Below are 23722 nucleotides of genomic sequence, written 5' to 3'. Positions count from 1 at the left end.
TCGGGCCGACTGTTGCCGAATGCTTACAGGCCGGGCGATCTTGCGTTGACGGCGCGTGGCATCCTGGGGCGTCACCAACTCCGCCGGACCGGATCGGCGGACGTTCGGGTGGGGAAAACGGGGAACACCGATGAGACTCTGCTTCCTGGTGGAGGAGCACTACCGCCACGACGGCATGCCGCTGGACGTCGTCCGCCGGCTCACCGCCTGGGGTCATCAGGTGGATGTGCTGCGTCCCGGGAACTCCCTGCTCGCGGTCTCCGAGGCGGTCCGCGCCGGCAGCCACGACGCCTGGGTGCTCAAGACGGTTTCCGGCGGGCCCGGGCTCACCCTGCTGGAGGCGGCCGCGGCCGTCGGCCTGACCACGGTCAACGACGCCCGCTCGATCCGCGGCGTACGGGACAAGGCGCTCGCCTCGGTCATCGGACGCAACAGCGGCCTGCCCGTCCCCGTGACGTACGCGGCCGCCCGCTGGGAGCGACTGGCCGAGATCCCGGAGTCCGAGTTCCCCCTGGTGGTCAAGCCCGCCGACGGCAGTTCCGGCCGCGCCGTGCGGCTCGTACCGACCCCCGGCCACCTGGCCGAGCTCGGCGCCGAGCTGGCCGGCGAGGGACTCCTGATCGCCCAGCCGTACGTGCCGAACTCCGGCACCGACCTGAAGGTCTACTCCGTCGGCGGCGAGCTCTTCGCCACCGAACGCTCCTCGCCGCTGCACCCCGGCCGGCCGGTCCGGGAGCGCCACGTGCCGCTGAGCGCCGAGGTGGAACGGATCGTCGCCGAGGTCGGGACCGTCTTCGGCCTCGACCTGTACGGCGTCGACGTCCTGCTCGGACCGGACGGGCCGATGGTGGTCGACATCAACGACTTCCCCAGCTTCCGGCAGGTACCGGACGCGATCTCCCGGGTCGCCCGGGCCGTCCTGCAACTGGCCGGCGGAAACGGGGTCGACGTGCCGTCCAGCCTGGCCGGCAGACTCCCGGCGCAGGCCGAGCCGCAGCCGCGCCAGGAGCCCGTGGCGGCAGCCGGCGCCGGAGCACCGGCCCGTGCGGGAGCAGCGACCCAGGCCGCGGCGCCGGTCGGCGGATCATGAGGATCTGCCTGCTGACGCCGGAGCCGGGCCACCCGCTGCTGGCGGCCACCGCCGCACTGCTGACACCGCGGCACCGGGTCGAGTCGCTCGACCCGGGCACGGCGGATCCGGCCGGGCCGGAGACGGCCGATCCGGCCGACGTCTACCTGCTGAAGTCGCGGACGCCCCGCGCGCTCGCGTTCGCCCGCCGGCTGGAGGCCCGCGGCGTGCCGGTCGTCAACTCGGCCGCGGCCACCGAACTCTGCCAGGACCGCCGCAGCATGGCCGAGCTGGCGCACACCGCCGGCCTGCCCTTCGCGGCCACCCGCACCGCGGCCTCGATCGCCGAACTGACCGCCCCCGGCGTCCTCGCCGCCGCCGACTTCCCGTTGGTCGTCAAGAGCCGCCACAGCCGCCGGCACGACCTGGTCGCCAAGGCCGAGGACGCCGCCGCACTGGAGGCCCTCGGGCGGGCCTGGCCGGACGAGCCCGTCGTCGTCCAGCCGTTCACCGCGAACAGCGGCTGGGACCAGAAGCTCTGGGTGATCGCCGGGCAGGTCTTCGCCGCCCGCCGTCGCTCCGAACTGGCCGCCGCCGACCGCGGACCGGCCCTGCCGCTCGCCCCCGGCGACCTGCCGGGCGACCGGATCGACCTGGTCCGCAGGGTCGGCGAGGTCTTCGGGCTGGACGTCTACGGGGTCGACCTGCTCGACGGCGCCGGCGAGCCGCTGATCGTCGACGTCAACGCCTTCCCCGGCATCCGCGGCCAGGCGGGAGCCCCCGAGGCGCTGGCCGCCCTCGCCCTGCGGGCCGCCGCCGGCACCACCGCCCCGCGCACCCCGGCCGCCGGCCCGCCGGCGCAGACGCGGGGGCGGACGACGGCCCCGGCCCCGTCACCGCGGTAGTCCGGCGACGGCCCCGGCACGGTCACGGGCGCGCACCCGCGGGGGCGCGGCGGCGACCGGGGCGGTGGGCCGGAGCGGCCTCCGGCAGTCGTTAGGCTGGAGGCCTCGGCCGGCCGGAACCCTCGGCCGACGGTCGACGGGCGAGAGAAGACGGACCGTGCTGCAGGACATCGAGAGCTACCTGGCCTGTCCGCACTGCGGACAGGGGCTCGCCCTCGGCGGGCGTGCGCTGAGCTGCCCGGCCGGGCACAGCTTCGACCTCGCCAAACAGGGCTACGTCAGCCTGCTCGCCGGCGACGCCCACACCGGCACCGGTGACACCGCCGACATGGTCTCCGCCCGCACCGACTTCCTCGCCGCCGGCCACTACCGGCCGATCGCGGACGCGCTCGCCGAGGCCGCCGCGGCGGCCGACCCCGAGGGGCTGGTCGCCGACCTCGGCGCGGGCACCGGCCACTACCTCGCCCACGTCCTGGACGCACTGCCCCGCAGCCCCGGCGCCGCCCTCGACATCTCCAAGTTCGCGCTGCGCCGCGCCGCTCGGGCGCACCCCAGGATCGGCGCCGTGGTCTGCGACGCCTGGCGCCCGCTGCCCCTGCGCGACGCCGCCGCCGGGCTGGTGCTGAACGTCTTCGCCCCGCGCAACGGCCCCGAGATCCGGCGCGTGCTGCGCCCCGGCGGCACCCTGCTGCTGGTCTCGCCGACCTCCCGCCACCTGCGCGAACTCGTCGGCACCCTCGGCCTGCTCTCGGTGGACGAGGACAAGCAGCGCCGGATCGAGGAGAAGCTCGGCCCCCACCTGACGCCCGGTGAGCGCCGGGAGGTGGAGTTCCCGATGCGGCTCACCGCCGCCGACGTCCGGACGGTCGTGGCGATGGGACCGTCCGCCTGGCACACCGATCCGGCGGAGCTCGCGGCCCGGCTCGCCGCCCTGCCCGACCCGGTCGACGTGACGGCCTCGGTGACGGTGGCCGCCTACCACTGAGCCGTCGCGCGGCGCCCACCCCGTTGGGATGAATCTGCCGAGCAGGCACGTTTCTGCCGCGAGGCCCGAGGCTAGGGTCCCCGGGTGAACCGCGAAGCAGTCCAGCCCGCTCCTTCCCTTTCCTCCCTCGCGCTCCCCGACCCCACGGTCTCCCGGCCCTGGGCCGGGCCGCCCCGTGCCGGTGCACCCGCCGCCGCGACACCCGCCACCGCGGGGTCGACCCGCCCGGCGGCGGCCGGCGGCGACGGCTACGCGGAGCGCCCCACCGTCGAGGAACTGCGGCTGACCTCCTTCAAGTCGTACCGGCGCGCCACCCTGCGGCTCTCCCCGCTGACCGTGCTGTACGGGCCGTCGGGCGTCGGCAAGTCCAACGCCCTGGACGCCCTCACCGTGCTCTCCCGGCTGGCACTCGGCGAGGAGATCACGGACTCGCTGGACGGCATGCCGGGCGTGGCCGGCCCGCTGGCGGCGCCCGTGCGCGGCGGGCTGCTCGGCTGCGTGCCGCACGGCCGCGACGCCGTCATCCTGGGCTGCACCGTCCGGGCCGCGGCCGGCCAGGTCCGGCTGGAGGTCGTGGTCCGCACCGACGGCACGGTCCGGATCGCCCGGGAGCGCCTCACCCTGGACGGGCGCACCCTGATCGAGACCGGCGAGCAGGACGTCCGGAACCGCAGGATCAACGTGACCTGGCACAACGACACCCGGCAGGGCGACATCCGGGCGCCCTTCCCCAGCGGCAGCCTGATCACCACCCAGATCCCGCTCCGGGTGGCCGGCTCCTCCGAGGGCGAGCGCAAGGTCCTGGCCGCGAGCGAGCAACTGCTCACGGCCCTGCGCGAGGTGTTCCCGCTGCACCCGGTGCCGGCCCTGATGCGCGACTGGACCGCGGCCGACCCGCAGGCCCGGCTGCTCGGCACCGCGGCCAACATCTCCGCCCTGCTCGCCCGGCTCCAGAACGAGTGCAGCCGCCGGTACGTGAACCTGCTGAAGGCCGTCCAGTCGGCCGCCCCGCACCCGCTGCTGGGCCTGGACGTCGCCCGGCGCGGCGCCGGGGCCGAGGAGCGCGTGCTCGCGGTCTTCGACGAGGGAGTGCTCGGTCGGACCGGCGCCGACCAGGCCTCGGACGGCATGCTGCGCCATCTCGCCTTCGCCGCCGTCCTGCTCACCGGCGCCGGTGTGCTCGACGTGGACGCCGCCGCCGAGGTGCCCTGGGCGCACCGGCAGCTGACCGTGCTCGCGGAGGACCTCGGCGCCGGGCTCGGCGGCGAGCAGACCGCCTCGCTGCTGCGGCTGGCCCGGGAGATGTGCGAACGCCGCGACGTCCGGCTGCTGGCCGCGCTCCAGGAGCCGGCGCCGGCCCGGGAGGCGCTGGGGGAGCCGGGCGAGTCGCCCGGCGTCGAGTTGGTCGAGTGCCGCCGTGACCCGGCCTCCGGCCACAGTGTGCTGCGGCCGCAGTCGGCCCGGGTGCCGGCCCAGTTCACACGGGCGGCGGGGGAGGGGGCGGCGGGGGAGGGGGCGGCGCCCGAACCGGGTGCGGCCCGCGTGGACGCCCCGCGTGCGGTAGACCTTGGCGGGTGACCGATCCGATGGCAGCACCCGACGACCACTCCCTGGAGGGCCTGCAGCGGCGCCTGGCGCAGTTCGCGGCCGCGCGTGACTGGCAGCCCTTCCACACCCCGAAGAACCTGGCGGCCGCGCTGAGCGTGGAGGCCGGGGAGCTGCTGGAGATCTTCCAGTGGCTGACACCGGACCAGGCCGCGGCGATCATGTCCGTCCCGGACGCCGCGCACCGGGTCCGGGACGAGGTCGCCGACGTCCTCGCCTATCTGCTCCAGTTCTGCGCGGTGACCGGGGTCGATCCGCTGGCGGCGCTCGCCGCCAAGATCGAGCGCAACGAGCTGCGGTTCCCCGTGCCCGGCGGTCCCGGCGGTCCTGGCGGCGTTGACCAGGGCGGGAAGCGAAAGTCTGACTGACCGACGAGCTGACTGGTGGGCGGCGGGTTATCCACAACCGCGGGTTGTCCACAGCTTTCGAGGGGGTGGCTGCGCGCGGCCGGCCCCCGGCGCAGGCTTCTGCCGTGACCCGCCGTCCGGGGAGATCCGGACGGCACGACGCGAGCGAGGGGAGCGGCCACTCATGGACGCGCTGCGACTGATCAAGACGACCCGGCATGCCATGGCCGAGGCCAGGAACGCGCCGGACGCCCTGCTGGAGGCCTGGCAGGCGGGCCTGCTCACCGAGGCGGTCGCCAGCCGGATCGCGGAGCGCGGAGGCGGTGAGCTGGCCGCCCTCGGTCAGCTGCTCGCCGAGGCGGGCGCCCAGGTGGCGAGCTGTCTGGAGCCCTCCTCGGAGAGCGCCGCGGCGCTGGACTGGGGCGGCAGCGGCAGCGGCCGCGCCTCGCGGCTCACCGACCTCGGTGAACTCGACCCCCTGCTGGAGGAGCTGGGCAGGTTGCTGCACGACGCGACCGAGACGCTGGTGGTCCTCGCCTGCGGCGCGGACGCGGAGAGCCTCTACTGGACGTGCATCGACGGCGTCGACGCGGGATCCGAGTGCAAGGACCTGATCGTCGAACTCCACCGGGCCGTGCGTGCGGCCGAGCAGGCCGCCCACGAGCCGCAGGCTGCCCACGCGCCGCACGCCGGGCCGGACGGGCACGAGCCGCAGGCCGGACCGCCCGAGCCGGCGTCGGCCGGACCGCCGTTCGGGGCGCCGTTCGGGGCGTCGTTCGAGCAGGGCCCGGCCGATCGACGGACGGGGGTCTGCCGACCGGGGTCCAGGAGTGCCACGGCGCCCCGGCCGTGCGGCGGCGCGCCCGGTGGGGCCGGGCCCGACTGCGTCGGCAGCGCCCCGCCCGCCTGCCGCGAGGGGCGGGCCGGCGGCGCGGTGGCCGGCGGGAGCGGGCGCTGCGCGGTGGTGCCGGCACTCCTGCCCGAGCCCCGGCTCACGTCCGCGTCCACACCCGCTTCCACACCCGCTTCCGCTTCCACTTCCGCTCCCGGCTCCACGGCGAAGGCCGTGCCGTCCGGCGCCGCCGAGGAGCACCTCCCCGGGCGCGGCACGCCCGTGCTCGTCATCCCGCTGGCGGCGCCGTCCGCGGCGCGGAGCTAGCGTCCCGGCGCCGCGTCGGACCGGCCGGCCGGGTCGGCGGAGCCGGTGGGTCCGGCGGTCCGGGCGCCGGCGGACTGCAGGGCGGCGCCCATGCCGGCCAGGTCGGCGTTGACGGACGCGAGCAGCTCCTGCATCTGCTCCAGCAGGCTCGTCGGCGTGCTGGGCGCGGCCGTGGACGGCAGGCCCGCGGCGCTCGGATCGGGCGCTGCGGCGGGTGCCTCGGACCACTGCTCGGACATGGGGGACCTCTTCGGCTCGGTGGCGTGCTGTGCTGCGCCGGACGTCGGTGCTGCCCGTCGTGCGGCGCGCAGCATGGGCAGCGCCGGCCGGCGCCACCGGGGCGGGAGCCCCGCCGTTCCCAACGACCACCGTCGGCGGGCGGTCACCTCGGACCACCCGATGCGGTCCAACACCTCGTCCGGGTACGTCCCAGGGGTGAGCCGGGCTTGCGGTCCGTCGCCCCGCTCGGCTAGGGCCACGCCCGTGGCCCGGCCGTGGCCCCGCCGGCGGGCGACCGGCCACCGTGACGAACGACGGGCCCCCGGCACCGTCCGCGCGGACGGTGCCGGGAGCCCGGAGCGCCGGCACCCGCCGGCGAGAGCGACCTGGAAGGAGGTCAGTTGTGAGCGTGCAGCTCCGCGTTCAGCCCGCCCCACGAGCCGGAACGGGCGATCACCTCGACCGCGCCGGTCTGCGAGTTGCGGCGGAACAGCAGGTTGTCCTGGCCGAACAGCTCCACCGCCTTGGCCACCTTGCCGTCCGGCAGGGACACCCGGGTGCCGGCCGTGACGTACAGACCGGCCTCCACCACGCAGTCGCTGCCGAGCGAGATGCCGATGCCCGCGTTGGCGCCCAGCAGGCAGCGCTCGCCGACCGAGACGGTCTGCTTGCCGCCGCCCGACAGCGTCCCCATGATCGAGGCGCCGCCGCCGATGTCGCTGTGGTCGCCCACCACGACGCCCGCGCTGATCCGGCCCTCGACCATCGAGGTGCCCAGCGTGCCGGCGTTGAAGTTGACGAAGCCCTCGTGCATCACCGTCGTGCCGACGGCCAGGTGGGCGCCGAGCCGGACCCGGTCGGCGTGCGCGATGCGGACGCCCGACGGCGCGACGTAGTCGGTCATGCGGGGGAACTTGTCGATCCCGTAGACGGCCAGCTGGCCGCCCTGGGCACGGACGGCCAGGCGGGCCTGCTCGACGTTGTCCACCGGCACCGGGCCGATGCTGGTCCACGCCACGTTGGCGAGCAGCCCGAAGACGCCCTCCAGGTTCTGGCCGTGCGGCTTGACCAGGCGGTGGCTCAGCAGGTGCAGTCGCAGGTAGGCGTCGTGCGCGTCGGCCGGCTTCTCGTCCAGCGAGGCGATCGTGGTGCGTACGGCGATCACCTCGACGCCACGGCGCGCGTCGCTGCGCAGCGCGTCGACGGCGCCCGGGCCGAGTTCGGCCTCGGCCTGCTCGGCGGTCAGTCGGACGGTGCCGGCCGGGCCGGGCTCGGCGGTGAGCTCCGGGGCGGGGAACCAGGTGTCGAGGACGGTGCCGTCAGCGGCGATGGTCGCCAGACCGGCGGCGACGGCACCGCTTGCGAGGGAGGTGGATTCAGCAGTCACACGGTGCACGTTAGCCAATTCCGGCGCCGGGCGCCGAACGCGCTCACCGGACGGACACCCCGCAAAACCCGGTGCCCGCGCCACCCCGCCTGGGCGATACTCGGCCGGGTGTTCATCTCGATCTCCACCATCGGCACGGCCGAGCACCCCGCCACCGACCTGGGCTTTCTGCTGCACAAGCACCCCGGCAAGGTGCAGTGCTTCGCGACCTCGCACGGCGAGGCCCACGTCTTCTACCCGGAGGCGACCGACGAGGTCTGCACGGCGGCTCTGCTGCTGGACATCGACCCCGTGGCGCTGGTCCGGCGCGGCCGGGGCAAGGGCCGGGGCGGCTCGCCCGACTTCGCGCTCGCCCAGTACGTCAACGACCGCCCCTACGCCGCGTCCTCGCTGCTCGCGGTGGCCCTGCGCACGGTGTTCCGGACGGCCATGAAGGGCGTCTGCGAGCTCCGGCCCGGGCTGGCCGAGCAGGCCCGGCCGCTGCGGATCTCGCTGCCCGCGGTGCCCGCGAACGGCCCCGGCCACGGTGGTGGCACGGCCATGGTCGCGCGGCTCTTCGAGCCGCTCGGCTGGCAGGTGGAGGCCGCGGCGATCCCGCTCGACGAGGCCTTCCCCGAATGGGGCGAGTCACGCTACGTCCGGGTGGAGCTGACGGGCACCCTGCGCCTCGCCGACGCGCTCCAGCAGCTCTACGTCCTGCTGCCGGTACTCGACGGCGCCAAGCACTACTGGGTGGCGCCGGACGAGGTCGACAAGCTGCTCGCCGCCGGCGAGGGCTGGCTCGCGGAGCACCCCGAACAGGTCCTGATCGCCCGCCGCTACCTGGCCCGCCGCTGGGCACTGACCCGGACGGCCATCCAGCGGCTGGAGCTCGCCCGGCTGGCGGAGGCCGACGACCGCGAGGCCGAGGAGATCGACAACGCCGTCGACGACGCGGAGGAGACCGAGCACGTCCGTACCGCCGCGGCGCCGACCGAGCCCACCGACCCGGCCGACCCGACCGACGCGGCGGCGCCGTCACGCCCACTGGCCGAACAGCGCCGGGAGGCGATCCTCGACGCCCTGCGCGAGGTCGGCGCGGCCCGGGTGGCCGATCTCGGCTGCGGGCAGGGCGAGCTGATCGACGCACTGCTCAAGGACGCCCGGATCACCGAGGTGCTCGGTGTGGACGTCTCCTCCCGGGCGCTGTCCGTCGCCGCCCGCAAGCTGCGCCTGGATCGGATGTCGGAGCGTCAGGCCGCCCGGGTCAGCCTCGTCCAGGGCGCGCTCACGTACACCGACGCCCGGCTCAAGGGCTTCGACGCGGCCGTGCTCTCCGAGGTCATCGAGCACCTGGACCTGCCCCGGCTGCCGGCACTCGAACACGCCGTCCTCGGGGCCGCCCGCCCCTCGGCCGTCGTCGTCACCACCCCCAACGTCGAGTACAACGTGCACTGGGAGAGCCTCCCGGCCGGTCACGTCCGGCATGCCGACCACCGCTTCGAGTGGGACCGCGCGCAGTTCCGGGCCTGGGCCGAGCGGGCCGCCGCGACGTACGGGTACACCGTCGAGTTCCGGCCCGTCGGCCCGCAGGACCCGGAGGTCGGCCCGCCGACCCAGCTGGCCCTGTTCCGCCTCGCCACCACGTCCGGTACGGCCACCGCGGCCACGCCGGCCAGCACCTCAAGCACCATGTCCGCCACCAAGCCCGTCACCAAGCCCGCCACCACGCCCGAAGGGGGCGACACCCGATGACCGAAGACACCCGCCCCACCGGGCCCGCCGACGCCGCCGAGCCGCTGCCGGCCGCCGTGCCGCTGCCCGCCGCCGAGCCGCGCCGGCTCCCCGTCACCGACCTCTCCCTGGTCGTCCTCGTCGGCACCAGCGGAGCCGGCAAGTCGAGCTTCGCCCGCAAGCACTTCCTGCCCACCCAGGTGGTCTCCTCGGACTTCTGCCGGGGCCTGGTCGCCGACGACGAGAACGACCAGTCGGCCTCCGCCGAGGCCTTCGACCTGCTCCACTACATCGTCGGCAAGCGGCTCGCCGCCGGCCGGCTGACCGTCGTGGACGCCACCAACGTCCAGCCCGAGGCCCGCAAGCAGCTGATCAAGCTGGCGCGGGACCACGACGTGCTGCCGATCGCCATCGTCCTGGACGTCCCGCCGGGCGTCTGCGCCGAACGCAACCGGACCCGCCCCGACCGGCAGCTGCCCGCGCACGTCATCCCGCGCCAGAACCGCGAGCTGCGTCGCTCGCTGCGCGGTCTGGAGCGCGAGGGCTTCCGCAAGGTGCACGTGCTGCGCGGCGAGTCCGAGGTCGAGGCCGCCGAGATCGTCACCGAGAAGCGGTACAACGACCTGCGCCACCTCACCGGCCCGTTCGACATCGTCGGCGACATCCACGGCTGCCGCTCCGAGCTGGAGACCCTGCTCGCCAGGCTCGGCTACACCCTCGTCCGCGATCCCGAGGGCCGCCCGGTCGACGCCGAGCACCCCGAGGGCCGCACCGCCGTCTTCGTCGGCGACCTGGTCGACCGCGGCCCGGACACGCCCGGCGTGCTGCGCCTGGTGATGGGCATGGTCGGCGCCGGTCACGCGATCTGCGTGCCCGGCAACCACGAGAACAAGCTCGGCCGGGCCATGGACGGCAGGAAGGTCACGGTCTCGCACGGCCTGCAGGAGTCGCTCGACCAGCTGGCGGCCGAGCCGGAGGAGTTCCGCGACGAGGTCCGCGCGTTCATGCGCGACCTGGTCAGCCACTACCTGCTGGACGGCGGACGTCTGGTGGTCTGCCACGCCGGACTGCCGGAGCGGTACCACGGCCGTACCTCCGGCCGGGTCCGCTCGCACGCCCTGTACGGCGACACCACCGGTGAGACCGACGAGTACGGCCTGCCGGTCCGCTACCCGTGGGCCGAGGAGTACCGGGGCCGGGCGCTGGTGGTCTACGGCCACACGCCCGTGCCGGTGGCGAGCTTCCTCAACAACACCATCTGCCTGGACACCGGCTGCGTCTTCGGCGGCAGCCTCACCGCGCTGCGCTACCCCGAGCGTGAGCTGGTCGGCGTCGCGGCCGAGCGGGAGTGGTACGCCCCCGTCCGTCCGGCGGTCACGGACGCACCGGGGGCCCGAGAGGGCCGGCCGCTGGACCTCGCCGACGTGGCCGGCCGCCGCGTGGTGGAGACGGGCCTGCACGGCCGGATCACCGTTCGGGAGGAGAACGCCGCGGCGGCACTGGAGGTGATGAGCCGCTTCGCCCTCGACCCGCGGCTGCTCAGCTACCTGCCGCCGACCATGGCACCGAGCGCCACCTCGCGTCGCCCGGGCTACCTGGAGCACCCCGAGGAGGCGTTCCACTCCTACCGCGACGACGGGGTCCAGTACGTCATCTGCGAGGAGAAGCACATGGGCTCCCGTGCGGTGGTCCTGCTGGCCAGGGACGAGGCCGCGCTGGAGAAGCGGTTCGGCATCGCCGGCCCGGGCGCGATCTGGACGCGCACCGGCAGGGCCTTCCTCAGCGACGACGGGCTCACCGGCGCCGTGCTCAAGCGGGTCCGCGCCGCAGCCGAGAGCGCGGGACTCTTCGAGGAGTTGGAGACCGGCTGGCTGCTGCTCGACGCCGAGTTGATGCCGTGGTCGCTGAAGGCGGTGGAGCTGCTGCGCCGGCAGTACGCGGCCGTCGGCGCGGCGGCCGGAGCGGCGCTGCCCGCGGTGCTGGCGGCGCTGGACCGGGCGGCCGGCCGCGGGCTCGACCTCCGTGAGCTGACGGCGCGCCAGCGCCGGCGCGCCGCCGACGCCGAGGCGTTCGTCACCGCCTACCGCCGCTACTGCTGGCCGACCGAGGGCCTCGCGGGCATCCGGCTGGCGCCGTTCCAGGTACTGGCCGCGGAGGGCGTCAACCTCGCCGTGCGCCCGCACGACGAGCACCTCGGCTGGATCGACCGGCTGGTCGCGGCGGACGATCGCGACGCCCCGCTGCTGCGCGGCACCGGCCGGCTGCTGGTCGACACCTCGGACGAGGAGTCGATCGCGGGGGGCATCGCCTGGTGGGAGGAGCTCACCGAGGCGGGAGGCGAGGGCATGGTCGTCAAACCGCTCGCCGCACTGGCCCGTGGCAGGGCGGGGGAGGGCCGCCCGGGCGGGTTGATCCAGCCCGGGGTGAAGGTCCGCGGTCGGGAGTACCTGCGGATCATCTACGGCCCCGACTACACCGAGTACCTGGACCAGCTGCGCCAGCGGTTCCTGGGCCACAAGCGCTCGCTCGCCCTGCGCGAGTACGCGCTCGGCCTGGAGGCGCTGGACCGTCTGGCGGCGGGCGAGCCGCTCTGGCGGGTGCACGAGCCGGTGTTCGCGGTGCTTGCCCTGGAGTCGGAACCGGTCGACCCCAGGCTCTGACGGGAGCCGGGCCCGCCGAGGGCCCGGCCGCCCGGTCCCGTCGGTCCACCCCGGTCCCGTCGGTCCACCCCGGTCCCGTCGGTCCACCCCGGTCCCGTCGGTCCACCCCGGCCGACGCGACCGGCCCGGGCCGGTGGCTTCAGGGGGCGCCGGCGGTCGGGCGGGCGGCTCTCGGGAGGCCACCTTTCCCCTTCCTGCATATAAATTCCAAGGATCGTATATAATTGCCGCTTACTTCACGGTCCGCGTCACCCATTCAGGAGCCCGGCATGGCGTTCAACCTCCGGAACAGGCACTTCCTCAAGGAGCTCGACCTCACTCCCCAGGAGTTCCGCTTCCTGGTGGACCTCGCCGCCCAGCTCAAGGCGGCGAAGTACGCGGGCACCGAGCAGCAGCGGCTCCGCGGCAAGAACATCGCGCTGATCTTCGAGAAGACGTCCACCCGTACCCGCTGCGCCTTCGAGGTCGCCGCCCACGACCAGGGCGCGAGCACCACCTACCTCGACCCGGCCGGGTCGCAGATCGGCCACAAGGAGTCGATCAAGGACACCGCGCGGGTGCTCGGCCGGATGTTCGACGGCATCGAGTACCGGGGTCACGGTCAGGAGATCGTCGAGGAGCTGGCCGCCCACGCGGGCGTACCCGTCTGGAACGGTCTCACCGACGAGTGGCACCCGACCCAGATGCTGGCCGACATCCTGACCGTGCAGGAGCACTCCTCTAAGCCGCTGACCGACGTGGCCCTCGCCTACCTCGGCGACGCGCGCTCCAACATGGGCAACTCGCTGCTGGTCACCGGTGCGCTGCTCGGCATGGACATCCGGATCGTCGCACCCAGACAGCTCTGGCCCGCCGAGGACGTGCAGAAGGCCGCGCACGCGCTCGCCGAGCGGACCGGCGCACGGATCACCCTGACCGAGGACGTCCCCGAGGGCGTGGCCGGCGCCGACTTCCTCTACACCGACGTCTGGGTCTCGATGGGCGAGCCCAAGGAGGTCTGGGCCGAGCGGATCGAGCTGCTCAAGCCGTACCAGGTCTCGATGGACACCGTTCGCGCCACCGGGAACCGGGCCGTGAAGTTCCTGCACTGCCTGCCGGCCTTCCACGACCTGGGGACGGTCCTCGGCCGCCAGATGTTCGAGGCCACCGGCATGTCCGAGCTCGAGTGCACGGACGAGCTCTTCGAGTCGGCGCACTCGGTCGTCTTCGACCAGGCGGAGAACCGGCTCCACACCATCAAGGCGGTCCTGGTCGCGACGCTCGGCGCCTGACCCAGCCGCTGACCGGATCGGGGCGGGCCCGCCCGCGGTCACCCGCCCCGCGCGTACGGCGGACCGGGTGCGGCCTGCCGCGTCCGGCGGACCGGGCCGCGCGGGCCGTAACCGGCAGTGGGCAACCGGCAGTGGGCGGCGCCCGCCGCCGTCAGTCCCGGCCGCGCGCGATGCCCCGGATCTCGCAGCGGGGCCCGCTGGCGCGCATCAGCCGCAGGTCCGCCGTCACCAGCGGCACGCCGTACTCCTCGGCGACGGCCACGTACGCGGCGTCGTCCGGCGTCAGGTTGTCCTTCAGCTCCCAGATCCGCCCCAGCAGGGGTGCGATCTCGACCTTGCGGACCACGAGTCCGGGCAGCTCCGCGGCCAGTTCGGCGACCCGCTCGGCGGTCAGCTCCCGGGCCAGGTAGAGCCCGCGCAGGGACTGCATCACCTCGATCAGCAGGTGCTCCGGGGCCACCCACTCGCCGCCGGTCGCGAGCAGCGCCCGTGCGCGCTCGCCGCGCTCGCCCTCGTCCGCCAACGCCAGCACCAGCGCGGAAGCGTCCACCACGATCATTCACGGCCTCCGGGCCTGTCGGTCGCCGACCGGGTCGGCTCCGACCCGGTCCGTTCCGGACACGCTAGCCGCCCCCGCCCTCAGCCGGTCGCCAGCGTCCGGGCCACCAGCAGCCCGACCAGCACCGAGGCCGCGTTGGCGGTGAACGAGGCCGCCCAGGGCAGCGGCCCGCGACGGCCGGTGAGCAGCCCCAGCAGGGCCGCCTCCACCGCGAAGGCGGCCAGCTCCGCGAGGACGAGGGCGGTCCAGTAGGCTGCGGCGGTCGCGCCGGTGAAGCGGCTGAGGAACCACCAGAGCGGCGGGTGCGTCGCACAGTTCACCGCGACGGCCGCCGCCGCGGCCCGTGCCGGGCGGACCCGGTCGAGGGTGAGCGGCGCGACGTACAGCGGCACCTCGACGAGCAGGGTGAGCGCGAACGCGAGGGGATACGGCACGGGCGCGATCGTGCCAGGTGCGGTCGGTCGAGGAACGCGAGGGGGCAGGGTGGCGACGGTGGTACTCCCCGCCGCCGCGCGCGGCATCGGCGCCGCGCCGCTGGCGGGCTTCGGCGCGGCCGCGGCCCTCGCGCTGGTCGGCGCGCTCCGGGCACCGGCCGGTACGGCCGTCCTGGGTCTGGCGCTCTTCGGGATCCTGCACAACGTCCTGGAGCTGCGCTACGTCACCGGCCGTTTCGAGGCGGTGCTGGCCGGTCCGTTCCTGAAACTGCTGGTGGCGCTGATCACCGGCATCGTGGTGTGCCGGCTGCTGCCGGTCTCCGGTGCCACCCGCGCGGCCGAGATCCTCCTCGTCTACGGGTTGCTCGCGGCGGCCTGCCTGCACTCCCTGCGCCGGCGCCCGGTGCTGCTCGCCGCCGCGGCGGCCCTGCTGCTGCCGGCCGCGGCAGCCTCGCTGAGCTTCCCCGGCTACCACTTCGTGGTGCTCACCCACCTGCACAACCTGGTGCCGCTGCTGTTCCTGCTGGAGTGGTCGCGCGGTCTGCCGCGCGGCCGGGCCGGGTTCGTGGCGGTCCAGTGCGGCTGGGTGCTGGTGATCCCGGCCCTGCTGCTCGGCGGCGTGCTGGACCCGTGGTTCGCGCCGGCCACCGCCACGGCCGGGCGGCTGGCCGCCTCGTACACTCCGCCCGCCTGGCTGGACACCTCGGCCGGGCTGCGCTTCGTGGCGGTGTTCGCCTTCCTGCAGACCATGCACTACGTGGTCTGGGTCTGGTTCCTGCCGCGCCACGCCCCCGAGGCGAGCGCCGCCTTCGCCCGCCGGGCCCCGGCTCTGCGGGGCGGGCGCGCCTGGCTCCTGGGCCTCGCCGCGGCCGCCGCGCTGGCGGTCCTGTTCGCCACCGACTACGCGCAGGGCAAGGCGCTCTACGCGGCGCTGGCGAGCTACCACGCCTATCTCGAATTCCCCGTCCTGCTGGTGCTCGTCCTGGGCATCGACCCCATTCGGAGGAGCCCCCGTGCGTCTCGCTGACATCGCCCCCGATCCTGCCGAGTCGGTCGGCCCCGTGGTGGCCGTGGTCGTGGCGGCCGTCGCCCTCGTCATCGGTGTCGTCCTGCTGGTCCGTGCGATCCGCTCCCGCCGCAAGGGCTGACGCGGGCGGTTCGCTCCCGGGGCCGACCGGTGCCGCTCGGGACGCGGGGGAGTGCGCCGTGCCGGCCGCGTCCCCGGGCGTGCCGCGGCGCGGCCGGAGGCCCGTGTGCGGCGCCCGTCGGGCTGCCGGCCACCTGGCGCCCGTTCGCCGTTCGCGTTGCGGGGAGAGCCTGGACGGGCGAGCGGTCGGGCCCGCGTGACGGCCCCCTCCACGGGTGGCCCCACGACCCGCCTCACGGGCCGCGCCAAGGCCTGCGGGGTGGGATCGTGCGATGGCGGCACACGGGCATGCCGGGCGCGTGCTTGCGACGGACATGCACTATGGTTTATCTCGACATCGAGATAACTGCCCACTACTATTTATCTCGACATCAAGATACTTGCCGAGAGGCGCCCGACGGCGATCCAGGTTAGGTAGACCTAAGTTAGGCAGACCTTAGCACTGAGACGGCCGGGGCATCGCACGAAGCACCTAGAAGGAGTCAGTCGTGTCCGCGAACAGCTTCGACGCCCGCAGCTCGCTGCAGGTGGGCGACGAGTCGTACGAGATCTTCAAGCTCTCCGCCGTCGAGGGCTCCGAGCGGCTGCCCTACAGCCTCAAGGTGCTGCTGGAGAACCTGCTCCGCACCGAGGACGGCGCGAACATCACCGCCGACCACATCCGCGCCCTGGGCAACTGGGACGCCGCGGCCGAGCCGAGCGAGGAGATCCAGTTCACGCCCGCCCGCGTGATCATGCAGGACTTCACCGGCGTGCCCTGCGTCGTCGACCTGGCCACCATGCGTGAGGCCGTCAAGGAGCTCGGCGGCGACCCGGCGAAGATCAACCCGCTGGCCCCGGCCGAGCTGGTCATCGACCACTCCGTCATCGCCGACAAGTTCGGCACCAAGGACGCGTTCACCCAGAACGTCGAGATCGAGTACGGCCGCAACAAGGAGCGCTACCAGTTCCTGCGCTGGGGCCAGACCGCGTTCGACGAGTTCAAGGTCGTCCCGCCGGGCACCGGCATCGTCCACCAGGTGAACATCGAGCACCTGGCCCGTACCGTCATGGTCCGTAACGGCCAGGCGTACCCCGACACCTGCGTCGGCACCGACTCGCACACCACCATGGTCAACGGCCTGGGCGTGCTGGGCTGGGGCGTCGGCGGCATCGAGGCCGAGGCCGCGATGCTCGGCCAGCCGGTCTCCATGCTGATCCCGCGCGTGGTCGGCTTCAAGCTGAACGGCCAGCTCCCGGCCGGCACGACCGCCACCGACCTGGTGCTCACCATCACCGAGATGCTGCGCAAGCACGGTGTGGTCGGCAAGTTCGTCGAGTTCTACGGCGAGGGCGTCACCGCGATCCCGCTGGCGAACCGCGCCACCATCGGCAACATGTCGCCGGAGTTCGGCTCGACCTGTGCGATCTTCCCGATCGACGCCGAGACCATCAGCTACCTCAAGCTCACCGGCCGCGACGCGCAGCAGCTCGCGCTGGTCGAGGCGTACGCCAAGGAGCAGGGCCTCTGGCACGACCCGTCGGTCGAGCCGGTCTACTCCGAGTACCTGGAGCTGGACGTCTCCACCGTCGTCCCGTCGATCTCCGGCCCGAAGCGCCCGCAGGACCGCGTGATCCTGGCCGAGGCCGCCGAGCGCTTCGCCGAGGCGCTGCCGACGTACTCCGCCGAGGCCTCGAAGCCGACCGCCGTCACCTCCCCCGACGGCACGTCGTACGAGATCGACAACGGCGCGGTCGTGATCGCCTCGATCACCTCCTGCACCAACACCTCCAACCCCTCCGTCATGCTGGGCGCGGCCCTGCTGGCGAAGAAGGCCGTGGAGAAGGGCCTGCACGTCAAGCCGTGGGTCAAGACCACCCTGGCCCCCGGGTCCAAGGTCGTCATGGACTACTACGAGAAGGCCGGCCTGCTCCCGTACATGGAGAAGCTGGGCTTCAACCTGGTCGGCTACGGCTGCGTCACCTGCATCGGAAACTCGGGCCCGCTGCCCGAGGAGGTCTCGGCCGCCGTCAACGAGTCGGACCTCGCGGTCGTCTCGGTGCTCTCCGGCAACCGCAACTTCGAGGGCCGGATCAACCCGGACGTCAAGATGAACTACCTGGCCTCCCCGCCGCTGGTGGTCGCCTACGCCCTGGCCGGCAACATGAACGTCGACATCACCCGCGACGCCCTGGGCCAGGACGCCGACGGCAACGACGTCTTCCTCGCGGACATCTGGCCGACCGAGAAGGAGGTCGCCGACACGGTGGCCGGCTCGATCGACGAGGCCATGTTCGACAAGGGCTACCAGGACGTCTTCGCCGGTGACCACCGCTGGCAGTCGCTCCCCGTCCCGACCGGCAACACCTTCGAGTGGGACGCCGAGTCGACCTACGTCCGCAAGCCCCCCTACTTCGAGGGCATGGCCAAGACCCCGAGCCCGGTGAACGACATCGCCGGCGCCCGCGTGCTGGCCAAGCTGGGCGACTCGGTCACCACCGACCACATCTCCCCGGCCGGCAACATCAAGCCGGGCACCCCGGCCGCGCAGTACCTCACCGAGAACGGCGTGGAGAAGCGCGACTTCAACTCGTACGGCTCGCGTCGTGGCAACCACGAGGTGATGATCCGCGGTACCTTCGCGAACATCCGCCTGCGCAACCAGATCGCCGAGGGCACCGAGGGCGGCTACACCCGCGACTTCACCCAGGTGGACGCGCCGGTGTCGTTCATCTACGACGCCTCGCAGAACTACCAGGCCGCCGGCATCCCGCTGGTCGTCCTGGCGGGCAAGGAGTACGGCTCGGGCTCGTCCCGCGACTGGGCGGCCAAGGGCACCGCGCTGCTCGGCGTCAAGGCCGTCATCGCCGAGTCGTACGAGCGCATCCACCGCTCGAACCTGATCGGCATGGGCGTCCTGCCGCTGCAGTACCCGGCCGGCCAGACCGCCGAGTCGCTGGGTCTGACCGGCGAGGAGACCTTCTCCTTCACCGGTGTGACCGAGCTCAACGAGGGACGCACCCCGAAGACCGTCAAGGTCACCGCGGGTGACGTCAGCTTCGACGCGGTCGTGCGCATCGACACCCCCGGCGAGGCGGACTACTACCGCAACGGCGGCATCCTGCAGTACGTGCTGCGCAGCCTGATCGGCTGACCGACGCCGTAGGCACCGGGCCGGGCCGCATCCCCACGGGGGTGCGGCCCGGCCTTCGTCGTGCCGGGAATCGCGCCGAAAGTGCGCCGGACTCGCGCCGGACTCGCGCCGGGAATCGTGTCAGGAACCGCGTCCGGGAAGGGCGTTGGAGGCGGGCCCGGCCGAATCCGTGGGCCGCTACCCCTTGTGCGGAAGTGCCCGAGTGGACTAAACCTCTGTTTCAGCTTGGTCCAGACCAGTAAGTGCTGACTCAGAGAGAGCCACGGGGTCTTCTCGTATGCGCATGCCCAGCCGCACGGCCGCCCTCCTCGCCGCCCTCACGGTGGCGACCCTGGCGGCGGCCCCCGCCGCCCAGGCCCACGACGACCACCGCACCCCCCGCCTGAAGGGCCAGCGCGTCGGCTACTTCACCCAGTGGGGCATCTACAGCGGCTTCTCCGCCAAGAAGGTGCAGGACTCCGGCCAGGCCGGGAAGCTCACCGTCATCAACTACGCCTTCGGCAACGTCTCTTCGGACGGGACCTGCTTCGAGGCGAACGCGGCCGGCGTCGGCGACGCCTGGGCCGACTACCAGCGCCCGGTCGGTGCGGAGGAGTCGGTGGACGGCGTCGCCGACACCGCCGAGCAGCCCCTCAAGGGCAACTTCAACCAGCTGCGCAAGCTCAAGGCCAAGAACCCCCAGCTCAAGTCCGTCATCTCGCTGGGTGGTTGGAGCTGGTCGAAGTACTTCTCGGACGCCGCGCTCACCGACGCGTCGCGCAAGAAGTTCGTCGCCTCCTGCATCGACCTGTACATCAAGGGCAACCTGCCGCAGCTCGGCTCGATCGAGGGCGGCGCCGGCGCCGGTGCGGGCACCTTCGACGGCATCGACATCGACTGGGAGTACCCGGGCGGCGGCGGCGACGCCGGCAACATCGTCCGCCCGGAGGACGGCCGCAACTACACCCTGCTGATGCAGGAGTTCCGCAAGCAGCTGGACGCGCTGAGCGGCCGCAAGGGCCCGCACTACCTGCTGACCGCCGCCGTCGCCTCCAACGAGGGCCGCGCCGACCAGCTGGAGCTGCGCAAGGTCGCCAAGTCGGTGGACTGGCTCAACCTGATGACCTACGACCTGCACGGCAGCTGGGACACCCTCGGGCCGACCAACCACAACGCCAACATGTACGCGGACAAGGCCGACCCGGCCCCCGACAACAAGTTCTACAGCGTCGACCGGGTGGTCCAGCACTACCTCGACAACGGCCTCCCGGCCGACAAGACCGTGCTCGGCGTGCCCTTCTACGGCTACGGCTGGACGGGCGTCCCGGCCGGCACCCGGAACGGCCTGTTCCAGCCGGCGACCGGCCTGGCGCGCGGCGGCAGCCTGCCGTACAACCAGATCAAGGACCTTCCCGGCACGGTGAGTTACGACCGCAAGCACGGGGCGACCTGGAAGTACGACGGCACCGAGTTCTGGTCCTACGACACCCCCGAGCTGCTCACCCGCAAGGCGGAGTACTCGCGGTGGAACGACCTGGCCGGCGTGATGGCCTGGGCGCTGGACAACGACGACGCCCAGGGCTCGCTGGTGAAGGCGCTGGACAAGGGCCTGCAGGGCCGCTGAGCCGGCGAGGGGGCCGTCCGGGGTGGGACTCCCACCCCGGACGGCCCCCTCCGCGCGTCGGGGTCAGGCGCCGTCGCAGGCCTGGGCGCGCAGCGCCCGCGCCAGGTCGTCCCGGCACTCCAGGACGAGCCGGCGCAGTGCGGGCGCCGCCTCCGGGTGGCCGGTCAGCCAGTCGTCGGCGGCGGCCAGCGTCTGCGGGGTGATCTGCAGCCGGGGGAAGAACCCGCCGACGATGCGCATCGCGATCTCGATGGTCCGCTCCGCCCACACCCGCTCCAGCAGCTCGAAGTACCGCTGCGCGTACGGGGCGGTGAGCTCGCGCTGGCCGGCCTGGCCGAAGCCCGCGATCTGGGCCTCCACCAGGGCGTTGGGCAGCTCGTCGGAGTCGAGCACGGCCGACCACGCGGCGGCCTTGGCCTCGGCCGTGGGCCGGGCGGCCAGGCACTGGGTGTGCTGGCGGCGGCCACTGGCGGTGTTGTCGGCGGCGAGTTCGGCGGCGAGCTCCTGCTCGGTGGCCTCCCCGGCCGCGGCGAGCGCCAGCCAGAAGGACCAGCGCAGCTCCTGGTCGACGGCCAGGCCGTCGATCCGGGCGGTGCCGGCGAGCAGGCCGCGGACCAGGCGCAGGTGCTCGGAGCCGTTCGCGGTCTGCGCCAGGAACCGTGCCCAGGCCAGCTGGTGGTCGCCGCCCGGCTCGGCCGCGCGCAGCTCGCGCAGCGCGCCCTCGGCGAGCAGCCGGCCGCCCTCGGCACGCCACTGCGGGTCGGCGTACAGGTCGACCGCGCCCTTGGCCTGCTGGTGCAGGGACTGCAGGACGCCGATGTTGGACTCCTGCCCGGCGAACCGCAGGACCAGCGCGACGTAGTCGCGTGCCGGCATCAGGGCGTCCCGGGTGAGGTTCCAGACCGCCGACCAGGCGAGGGCCCGGGCGAGGCCGTCGGCGATGTCGCCGAGGCCGGTGCGCAGGGTCTCCAGCGACTCGGAGTCGAAGCGGATCTTGCAGTAGGTGAGGTCGTCGTCGTTGACCAGGACGAGGGCCGGCCGGGGGCGCCCGGCGAGTTCGGGGACGACGGTGCGCGCGCCGGTGACGTCCAGCTCGATCCGGTCGGTGCGCACGAGTGCGCCGTCCGAGTCCCGCTCGTAGCAGCCGACCGCGACCCGGTGCGGGCGCAGGCCGCCCGGTGCGGACGCGGTGTCGCCCGCGGCGCCGTCCTGCAGGACGACGAGTTCGGTGATCCGCCCCTCGGCGTCGACGGTGAGCTGCGGGGTGAGCGCGTTGACGCCGGCGGTCTGCAGCCAGGCCCCGGCCCACGCGGTGAGGTCGCGCCCGCTGGTCTCCTCCAGGGCGCCGAGCAGGTCGCCGAGGACGGTGTTGCCGTACGCGTGCCGCTTGAAGTACCGCCGGGCGCCCTCGAAGAAGGCGTCCCGTCCGACGTACGCCACCAGCTGCTTGAGCACCGAGGCGCCCTTGGCGTAGGTGATGCCGTCGAAGTTGAGCTTGGCGTCCTCCAGGTCCCGGATGTCCGCGGTGATCGGGTGGGTGGTCGGGAACTGGTCCTGGCGGTAGGCCCAGGCCTTGCGCTGGTTGGCGAAGGTGATCCAGGCCGAGTGGAACCTGGTCTTCGCGCCGAGCAGGGCGTAGGAGCCCATGAAGTCGGCGAAGGACTCCTTCAGCCACAGGTCGTCCCACCAGCGCATGGTGACCAGGTCGCCGAACCACATGTGCGCCATCTCGTGCAGGATGACGTTGGCCCGGCCCTCGTACGCGGCCTCGGTGACCTTCGACCGGAAGATGAACTCCTCGCGGAAGGTCACGCAGCCGGGGTTCTCCATCGCGCCGATGTTGTACTCGGGCACGAAGGCCTGGTCGTACTTGCCGAACGGGTAGGGGTAGTCGAACTCGTCGTGGAAGTACTCCAGGCCCTGCTTGGTGACACCGAGGATCTCGTCCGCGTCGAAGTAGCGGGCGAGCGACTTGCGGCAGAGCGCCGAGAGCGGGATCTCCAGGGTGCTGCCGTCCGGCAGTTCGCGGCTGTAGTGGTCGCGCTCGACGTGGTACGGGCCGGCCACCACGGCGGTGAGGTAGGTCGAGATCGGCCTGGTCGGCGCGAACTCCCAAGTCCGGGCGGCGCCTTCGTCCCCGATGCGCTCGTGGACGGCGTTCGACCAGACGTCCCAGGCGGCCGGCGCCGTCACCGAGAACGTGAACGGCGCCTTCAGGTCGGGCTGTTCGAAGTCGGCGAAGACCCGCCGGGCGTCGGCCGGCTCGTAGTGGGTGTAGAGGTACGTCTCGCCGTCCGCGGGGTCGGTGAACCGGTGCAGGCCCTCCCCGGTGCGGCTGTACGCGCAGTCGGCCTCCACCTCCAGCACGTTCTCCGCCGCCAGGTCGTCCAGGGCGACCCGCGCCCCGTCGAAGACCTCGGCCGGGTCGAGCGCGCGGCCGTTCAGGCGCACCGAGCGCACGGCCGGGGCGAGCAGGTCCACGAAGGTCGCGGAGCCGGGCCGGGAGCAGCGGAAGCGGATGGTGGTGCTGGACCTGAAGGTGGCTGCCGCCGGATCGGGCGCGGAGGTCACGTCGAGGTGCACCCGGTAGCCGTCCACCTCCAGGATGTCGGCCCGCTGCCGGGCCTCCTCACGGCTCAGGTTCTTGCCCGGCACGGCGGTACTCCTTCGTCCGACTCGCACGGTGGTGCGTTCTGCGGTCCACGGGCCGCCGGTGGGCGGTCCGTGCTCGTTCCCGGGCATCCTTTCACGGGCCCGCCGCTCGGTACCATTGCACAGGCCGGTCGGCGCGGGGCGGAATCAGCGGCGCGGGCGGGGTGTTCGGCAGGGGGGAACCACCCGCACCGGAGCCCGACTCACCGAAGGACCACAACGCCGTGACCGCTGCTGAAGACCGCAAGACCGCCGACTTCTGGTTCGACCCCGTGTGCCCCTGGGCCTGGATGACCTCCCGCTGGCTGATCGAGGTTCAGCAGCTGCGTCCGGTGGACGTGCGCTGGCACGTGATGAGCCTGTCGGTGCTCAACGAGCACAAGGACATCCCGCAGTCGTACCGCGAGCTGCTCGCCCAGGCCTGGGCCCCGGTCCGGGTCTGCATCGCGGCCGCCGAGAAGCACGGCGACGAGGTGCTCGGCCGCCTCTACACCGAGCTCGGCACCCGCTTCCACAACCAGGGTCTGCCGCGCACCCGCGAGACGATCGAGGCCGCCCTGGTCGCCGCCGGCCTGCCGGCCGAGCTGGCGGACGCCGCCGACACCGACATCCACGACGAGGCCCTGCGGGTCTCGCACGCGGAGGGCATCGGCCTGGTCGGCGAGGAGGTCGGCACCCCGGTGATCGCGGTCGAGGGCGCCGACGGCGACCGCGTCGCCTTCTTCGGCCCGGTCGTGACGCCCACTCCGCGCGGCGAGGCCGCCGTCCGCCTGTGGGACGGCACCCTGCTGGTCGCCTCCACCCCGGGCTTCTACGAGATCAAGCGCACCCGCACCGTCGGCCCGTCCTTCGAGTAGCGGCGCCGGCGCGGAA

General features: G+C 73.5%; 19 protein-coding genes. 14 read left to right on the top strand and 5 right to left on the bottom strand.

What is annotated here, in order from left to right:
- The first annotated feature begins 130 nt into the window (after positions 1-130).
- The 6 genes from ACFTWP_RS19830 to ACFTWP_RS19805 all read left to right on the top strand — a co-directional run bounded on the left by ACFTWP_RS19830 (position 131) and on the right by ACFTWP_RS19805 (position 6070).
- Positions 131-1090: a RimK family alpha-L-glutamate ligase gene (locus tag ACFTWP_RS19830; RefSeq protein WP_380265897.1), complete on the top strand. Its 960-nt coding sequence runs from the start codon at positions 131-133 to the stop codon at positions 1088-1090.
- Positions 1087-1974: a RimK family alpha-L-glutamate ligase gene (locus ACFTWP_RS19825; protein ID WP_380265896.1), complete on the top strand. Its 888-nt coding sequence runs from the start codon at positions 1087-1089 to the stop codon at positions 1972-1974. The genes ACFTWP_RS19830 and ACFTWP_RS19825 overlap by 4 nt, the downstream gene beginning before the upstream one ends.
- Before the next feature lie 157 nt (positions 1975-2131).
- Positions 2132-2959: a putative RNA methyltransferase gene (locus tag ACFTWP_RS19820; RefSeq protein ID WP_380265895.1), complete on the top strand. Its 828-nt coding sequence runs from the start codon at positions 2132-2134 to the stop codon at positions 2957-2959.
- A gap of 84 nt (positions 2960-3043) precedes the next feature.
- A complete protein-coding gene (locus ACFTWP_RS19815) occupies positions 3044-4537 on the top strand; it encodes an AAA family ATPase (protein WP_380265894.1) in 1494 nt (497 codons plus the stop codon).
- Between the two features lie 8 nt (positions 4538-4545).
- Positions 4546-4932 (top strand): nucleotide pyrophosphohydrolase, encoded by a 387-nt coding sequence (locus tag ACFTWP_RS19810; RefSeq protein WP_380265893.1) that lies wholly within the window; start codon positions 4546-4548, stop codon positions 4930-4932.
- Between the two features lie 163 nt (positions 4933-5095).
- Entirely contained in the window at positions 5096-6070 is a 975-nt protein-coding gene (locus ACFTWP_RS19805; protein WP_380265892.1) for a DUF6099 family protein, read from the top strand.
- Here ACFTWP_RS19805 and ACFTWP_RS19800 read toward each other — a convergent pair.
- Complete coding sequence (locus ACFTWP_RS19800; protein ID WP_380265891.1) at positions 6067-6309, bottom strand: hypothetical protein; 243 nt, start codon at positions 6307-6309, stop codon at positions 6067-6069. The genes ACFTWP_RS19805 and ACFTWP_RS19800 overlap by 4 nt on opposite strands.
- Before the next feature lie 377 nt (positions 6310-6686).
- Positions 6687-7676: a 2,3,4,5-tetrahydropyridine-2,6-dicarboxylate N-succinyltransferase gene (gene dapD / locus ACFTWP_RS19795; RefSeq protein ID WP_380265890.1), complete on the bottom strand. Its 990-nt coding sequence runs from the start codon at positions 7674-7676 to the stop codon at positions 6687-6689.
- A gap of 108 nt (positions 7677-7784) precedes the next feature.
- Here dapD and ACFTWP_RS19790 point away from each other — a divergent pair, with 108 nt between their 5' ends.
- The 3 genes from ACFTWP_RS19790 to argF all read left to right on the top strand — a co-directional run bounded on the left by ACFTWP_RS19790 (position 7785) and on the right by argF (position 13320).
- Positions 7785-9410 carry a 3' terminal RNA ribose 2'-O-methyltransferase Hen1 gene (locus ACFTWP_RS19790; RefSeq protein WP_380265889.1) on the top strand — a complete coding sequence of 542 codons (1626 nt, stop codon included), beginning with the start codon at positions 7785-7787 and terminating at the stop codon, positions 9408-9410.
- On the top strand, positions 9407-12049 hold the full coding sequence (locus ACFTWP_RS19785; RefSeq protein WP_380265888.1) for a polynucleotide kinase-phosphatase: 2643 nt from the start codon (positions 9407-9409) through the stop codon (positions 12047-12049). Before ACFTWP_RS19790 ends, ACFTWP_RS19785 begins: the two co-directional genes overlap by 4 nt.
- Positions 12050-12318: 269 nt before the next feature.
- On the top strand, positions 12319-13320 hold the full coding sequence (gene argF, locus ACFTWP_RS19780; protein WP_380265887.1) for an ornithine carbamoyltransferase: 1002 nt from the start codon (positions 12319-12321) through the stop codon (positions 13318-13320).
- Positions 13321-13471: 151 nt separating this feature from the next.
- Here the strand turns inward: argF and ACFTWP_RS19775 are convergent, their stop codons facing one another.
- Both ACFTWP_RS19775 and ACFTWP_RS19770 read right to left on the bottom strand, forming a co-directional pair.
- Entirely contained in the window at positions 13472-13879 is a 408-nt protein-coding gene (locus ACFTWP_RS19775) for a type II toxin-antitoxin system VapC family toxin (RefSeq protein ID WP_380265886.1), read from the bottom strand.
- A gap of 80 nt (positions 13880-13959) precedes the next feature.
- Positions 13960-14313, bottom strand: coding sequence for a hypothetical protein (locus ACFTWP_RS19770; RefSeq protein WP_380265885.1), 354 nt, complete (start codon positions 14311-14313; stop codon positions 13960-13962).
- Positions 14314-14362: 49 nt separating this feature from the next.
- On the opposite strand from ACFTWP_RS19770, the gene ACFTWP_RS19765 reads away from it, so the two are divergent.
- The 4 genes from ACFTWP_RS19765 (at position 14363) to ACFTWP_RS19750 (ending at position 20197) form a co-directional block, all read left to right on the top strand.
- A complete protein-coding gene (locus tag ACFTWP_RS19765) occupies positions 14363-15340 on the top strand; it encodes a hypothetical protein (protein ID WP_380265884.1) in 978 nt (325 codons plus the stop codon).
- A complete protein-coding gene (locus ACFTWP_RS19760) occupies positions 15327-15461 on the top strand; it encodes a hypothetical protein (RefSeq protein ID WP_380265883.1) in 135 nt (44 codons plus the stop codon). Before ACFTWP_RS19765 ends, ACFTWP_RS19760 begins: the two co-directional genes overlap by 14 nt.
- Positions 15462-15948: 487 nt before the next feature.
- A complete protein-coding gene (gene acnA / locus ACFTWP_RS19755; RefSeq protein ID WP_380265882.1) occupies positions 15949-18594 on the top strand; it encodes an aconitate hydratase AcnA in 2646 nt (881 codons plus the stop codon).
- 283 nt (positions 18595-18877) lie between these two features.
- Positions 18878-20197, top strand: coding sequence for a glycoside hydrolase family 18 protein (locus ACFTWP_RS19750; RefSeq protein WP_380265881.1), 1320 nt, complete (start codon positions 18878-18880; stop codon positions 20195-20197).
- Between the two features lie 63 nt (positions 20198-20260).
- On the opposite strand, the gene pepN is transcribed toward ACFTWP_RS19750, so the two are convergent.
- The gene (gene pepN, locus ACFTWP_RS19745; RefSeq protein WP_380265880.1) at positions 20261-22852 is read right to left on the bottom strand and encodes an aminopeptidase N; all 2592 of its coding nucleotides are present in this window, start codon (positions 22850-22852) and stop codon (positions 20261-20263) included.
- Between the two features lie 221 nt (positions 22853-23073).
- Between pepN and ACFTWP_RS19740 the strand changes: the two genes are divergently transcribed.
- Positions 23074-23706, top strand: a complete 633-nt coding sequence (locus ACFTWP_RS19740) for a DsbA family protein (protein ID WP_380265879.1) — start codon at positions 23074-23076, stop codon at positions 23704-23706.
- The last annotated feature ends 16 nt before the right edge of the window (positions 23707-23722 follow it).

It is taken from the genome of Kitasatospora sp. NPDC057015, assembly GCF_042673745.1.
GTDB lineage: Bacteria > Actinomycetota > Actinomycetes > Streptomycetales > Streptomycetaceae > Kitasatospora.
This window is presented reverse-complemented; position numbering and strand designations above follow the sequence as displayed.

What these genes read in the sequence shown, in the direction of transcription:
- ACFTWP_RS19825 (WP_380265896.1), top strand. Translation starts at nt 1,087, where the DNA reads ATGAGGATCTGCCTGCTGACGCCGGAGCCGGGCCACCCGCTGCTGGCG.
- argF (WP_380265887.1), top strand. Translation starts at nt 12,319, where the DNA reads ATGGCGTTCAACCTCCGGAACAGGCACTTCCTCAAGGAGCTCGACCTC.
- ACFTWP_RS19830 (WP_380265897.1), top strand. Translation starts at nt 131, where the DNA reads ATGAGACTCTGCTTCCTGGTGGAGGAGCACTACCGCCACGACGGCATG.
- ACFTWP_RS19810 (WP_380265893.1), top strand. Translation starts at nt 4,546, where the DNA reads ATGGCAGCACCCGACGACCACTCCCTGGAGGGCCTGCAGCGGCGCCTG.
- ACFTWP_RS19785 (WP_380265888.1), top strand. Translation starts at nt 9,407, where the DNA reads ATGACCGAAGACACCCGCCCCACCGGGCCCGCCGACGCCGCCGAGCCG.
- ACFTWP_RS19805 (WP_380265892.1), top strand. Translation starts at nt 5,096, where the DNA reads ATGGACGCGCTGCGACTGATCAAGACGACCCGGCATGCCATGGCCGAG.
- ACFTWP_RS19800 (WP_380265891.1), bottom strand. Translation starts at nt 6,309, where the DNA reads ATGTCCGAGCAGTGGTCCGAGGCACCCGCCGCAGCGCCCGATCCGAGC.
- ACFTWP_RS19750 (WP_380265881.1), top strand. Translation starts at nt 18,878, where the DNA reads ATGCCCAGCCGCACGGCCGCCCTCCTCGCCGCCCTCACGGTGGCGACC.
- ACFTWP_RS19775 (WP_380265886.1), bottom strand. Translation starts at nt 13,879, where the DNA reads ATGATCGTGGTGGACGCTTCCGCGCTGGTGCTGGCGTTGGCGGACGAG.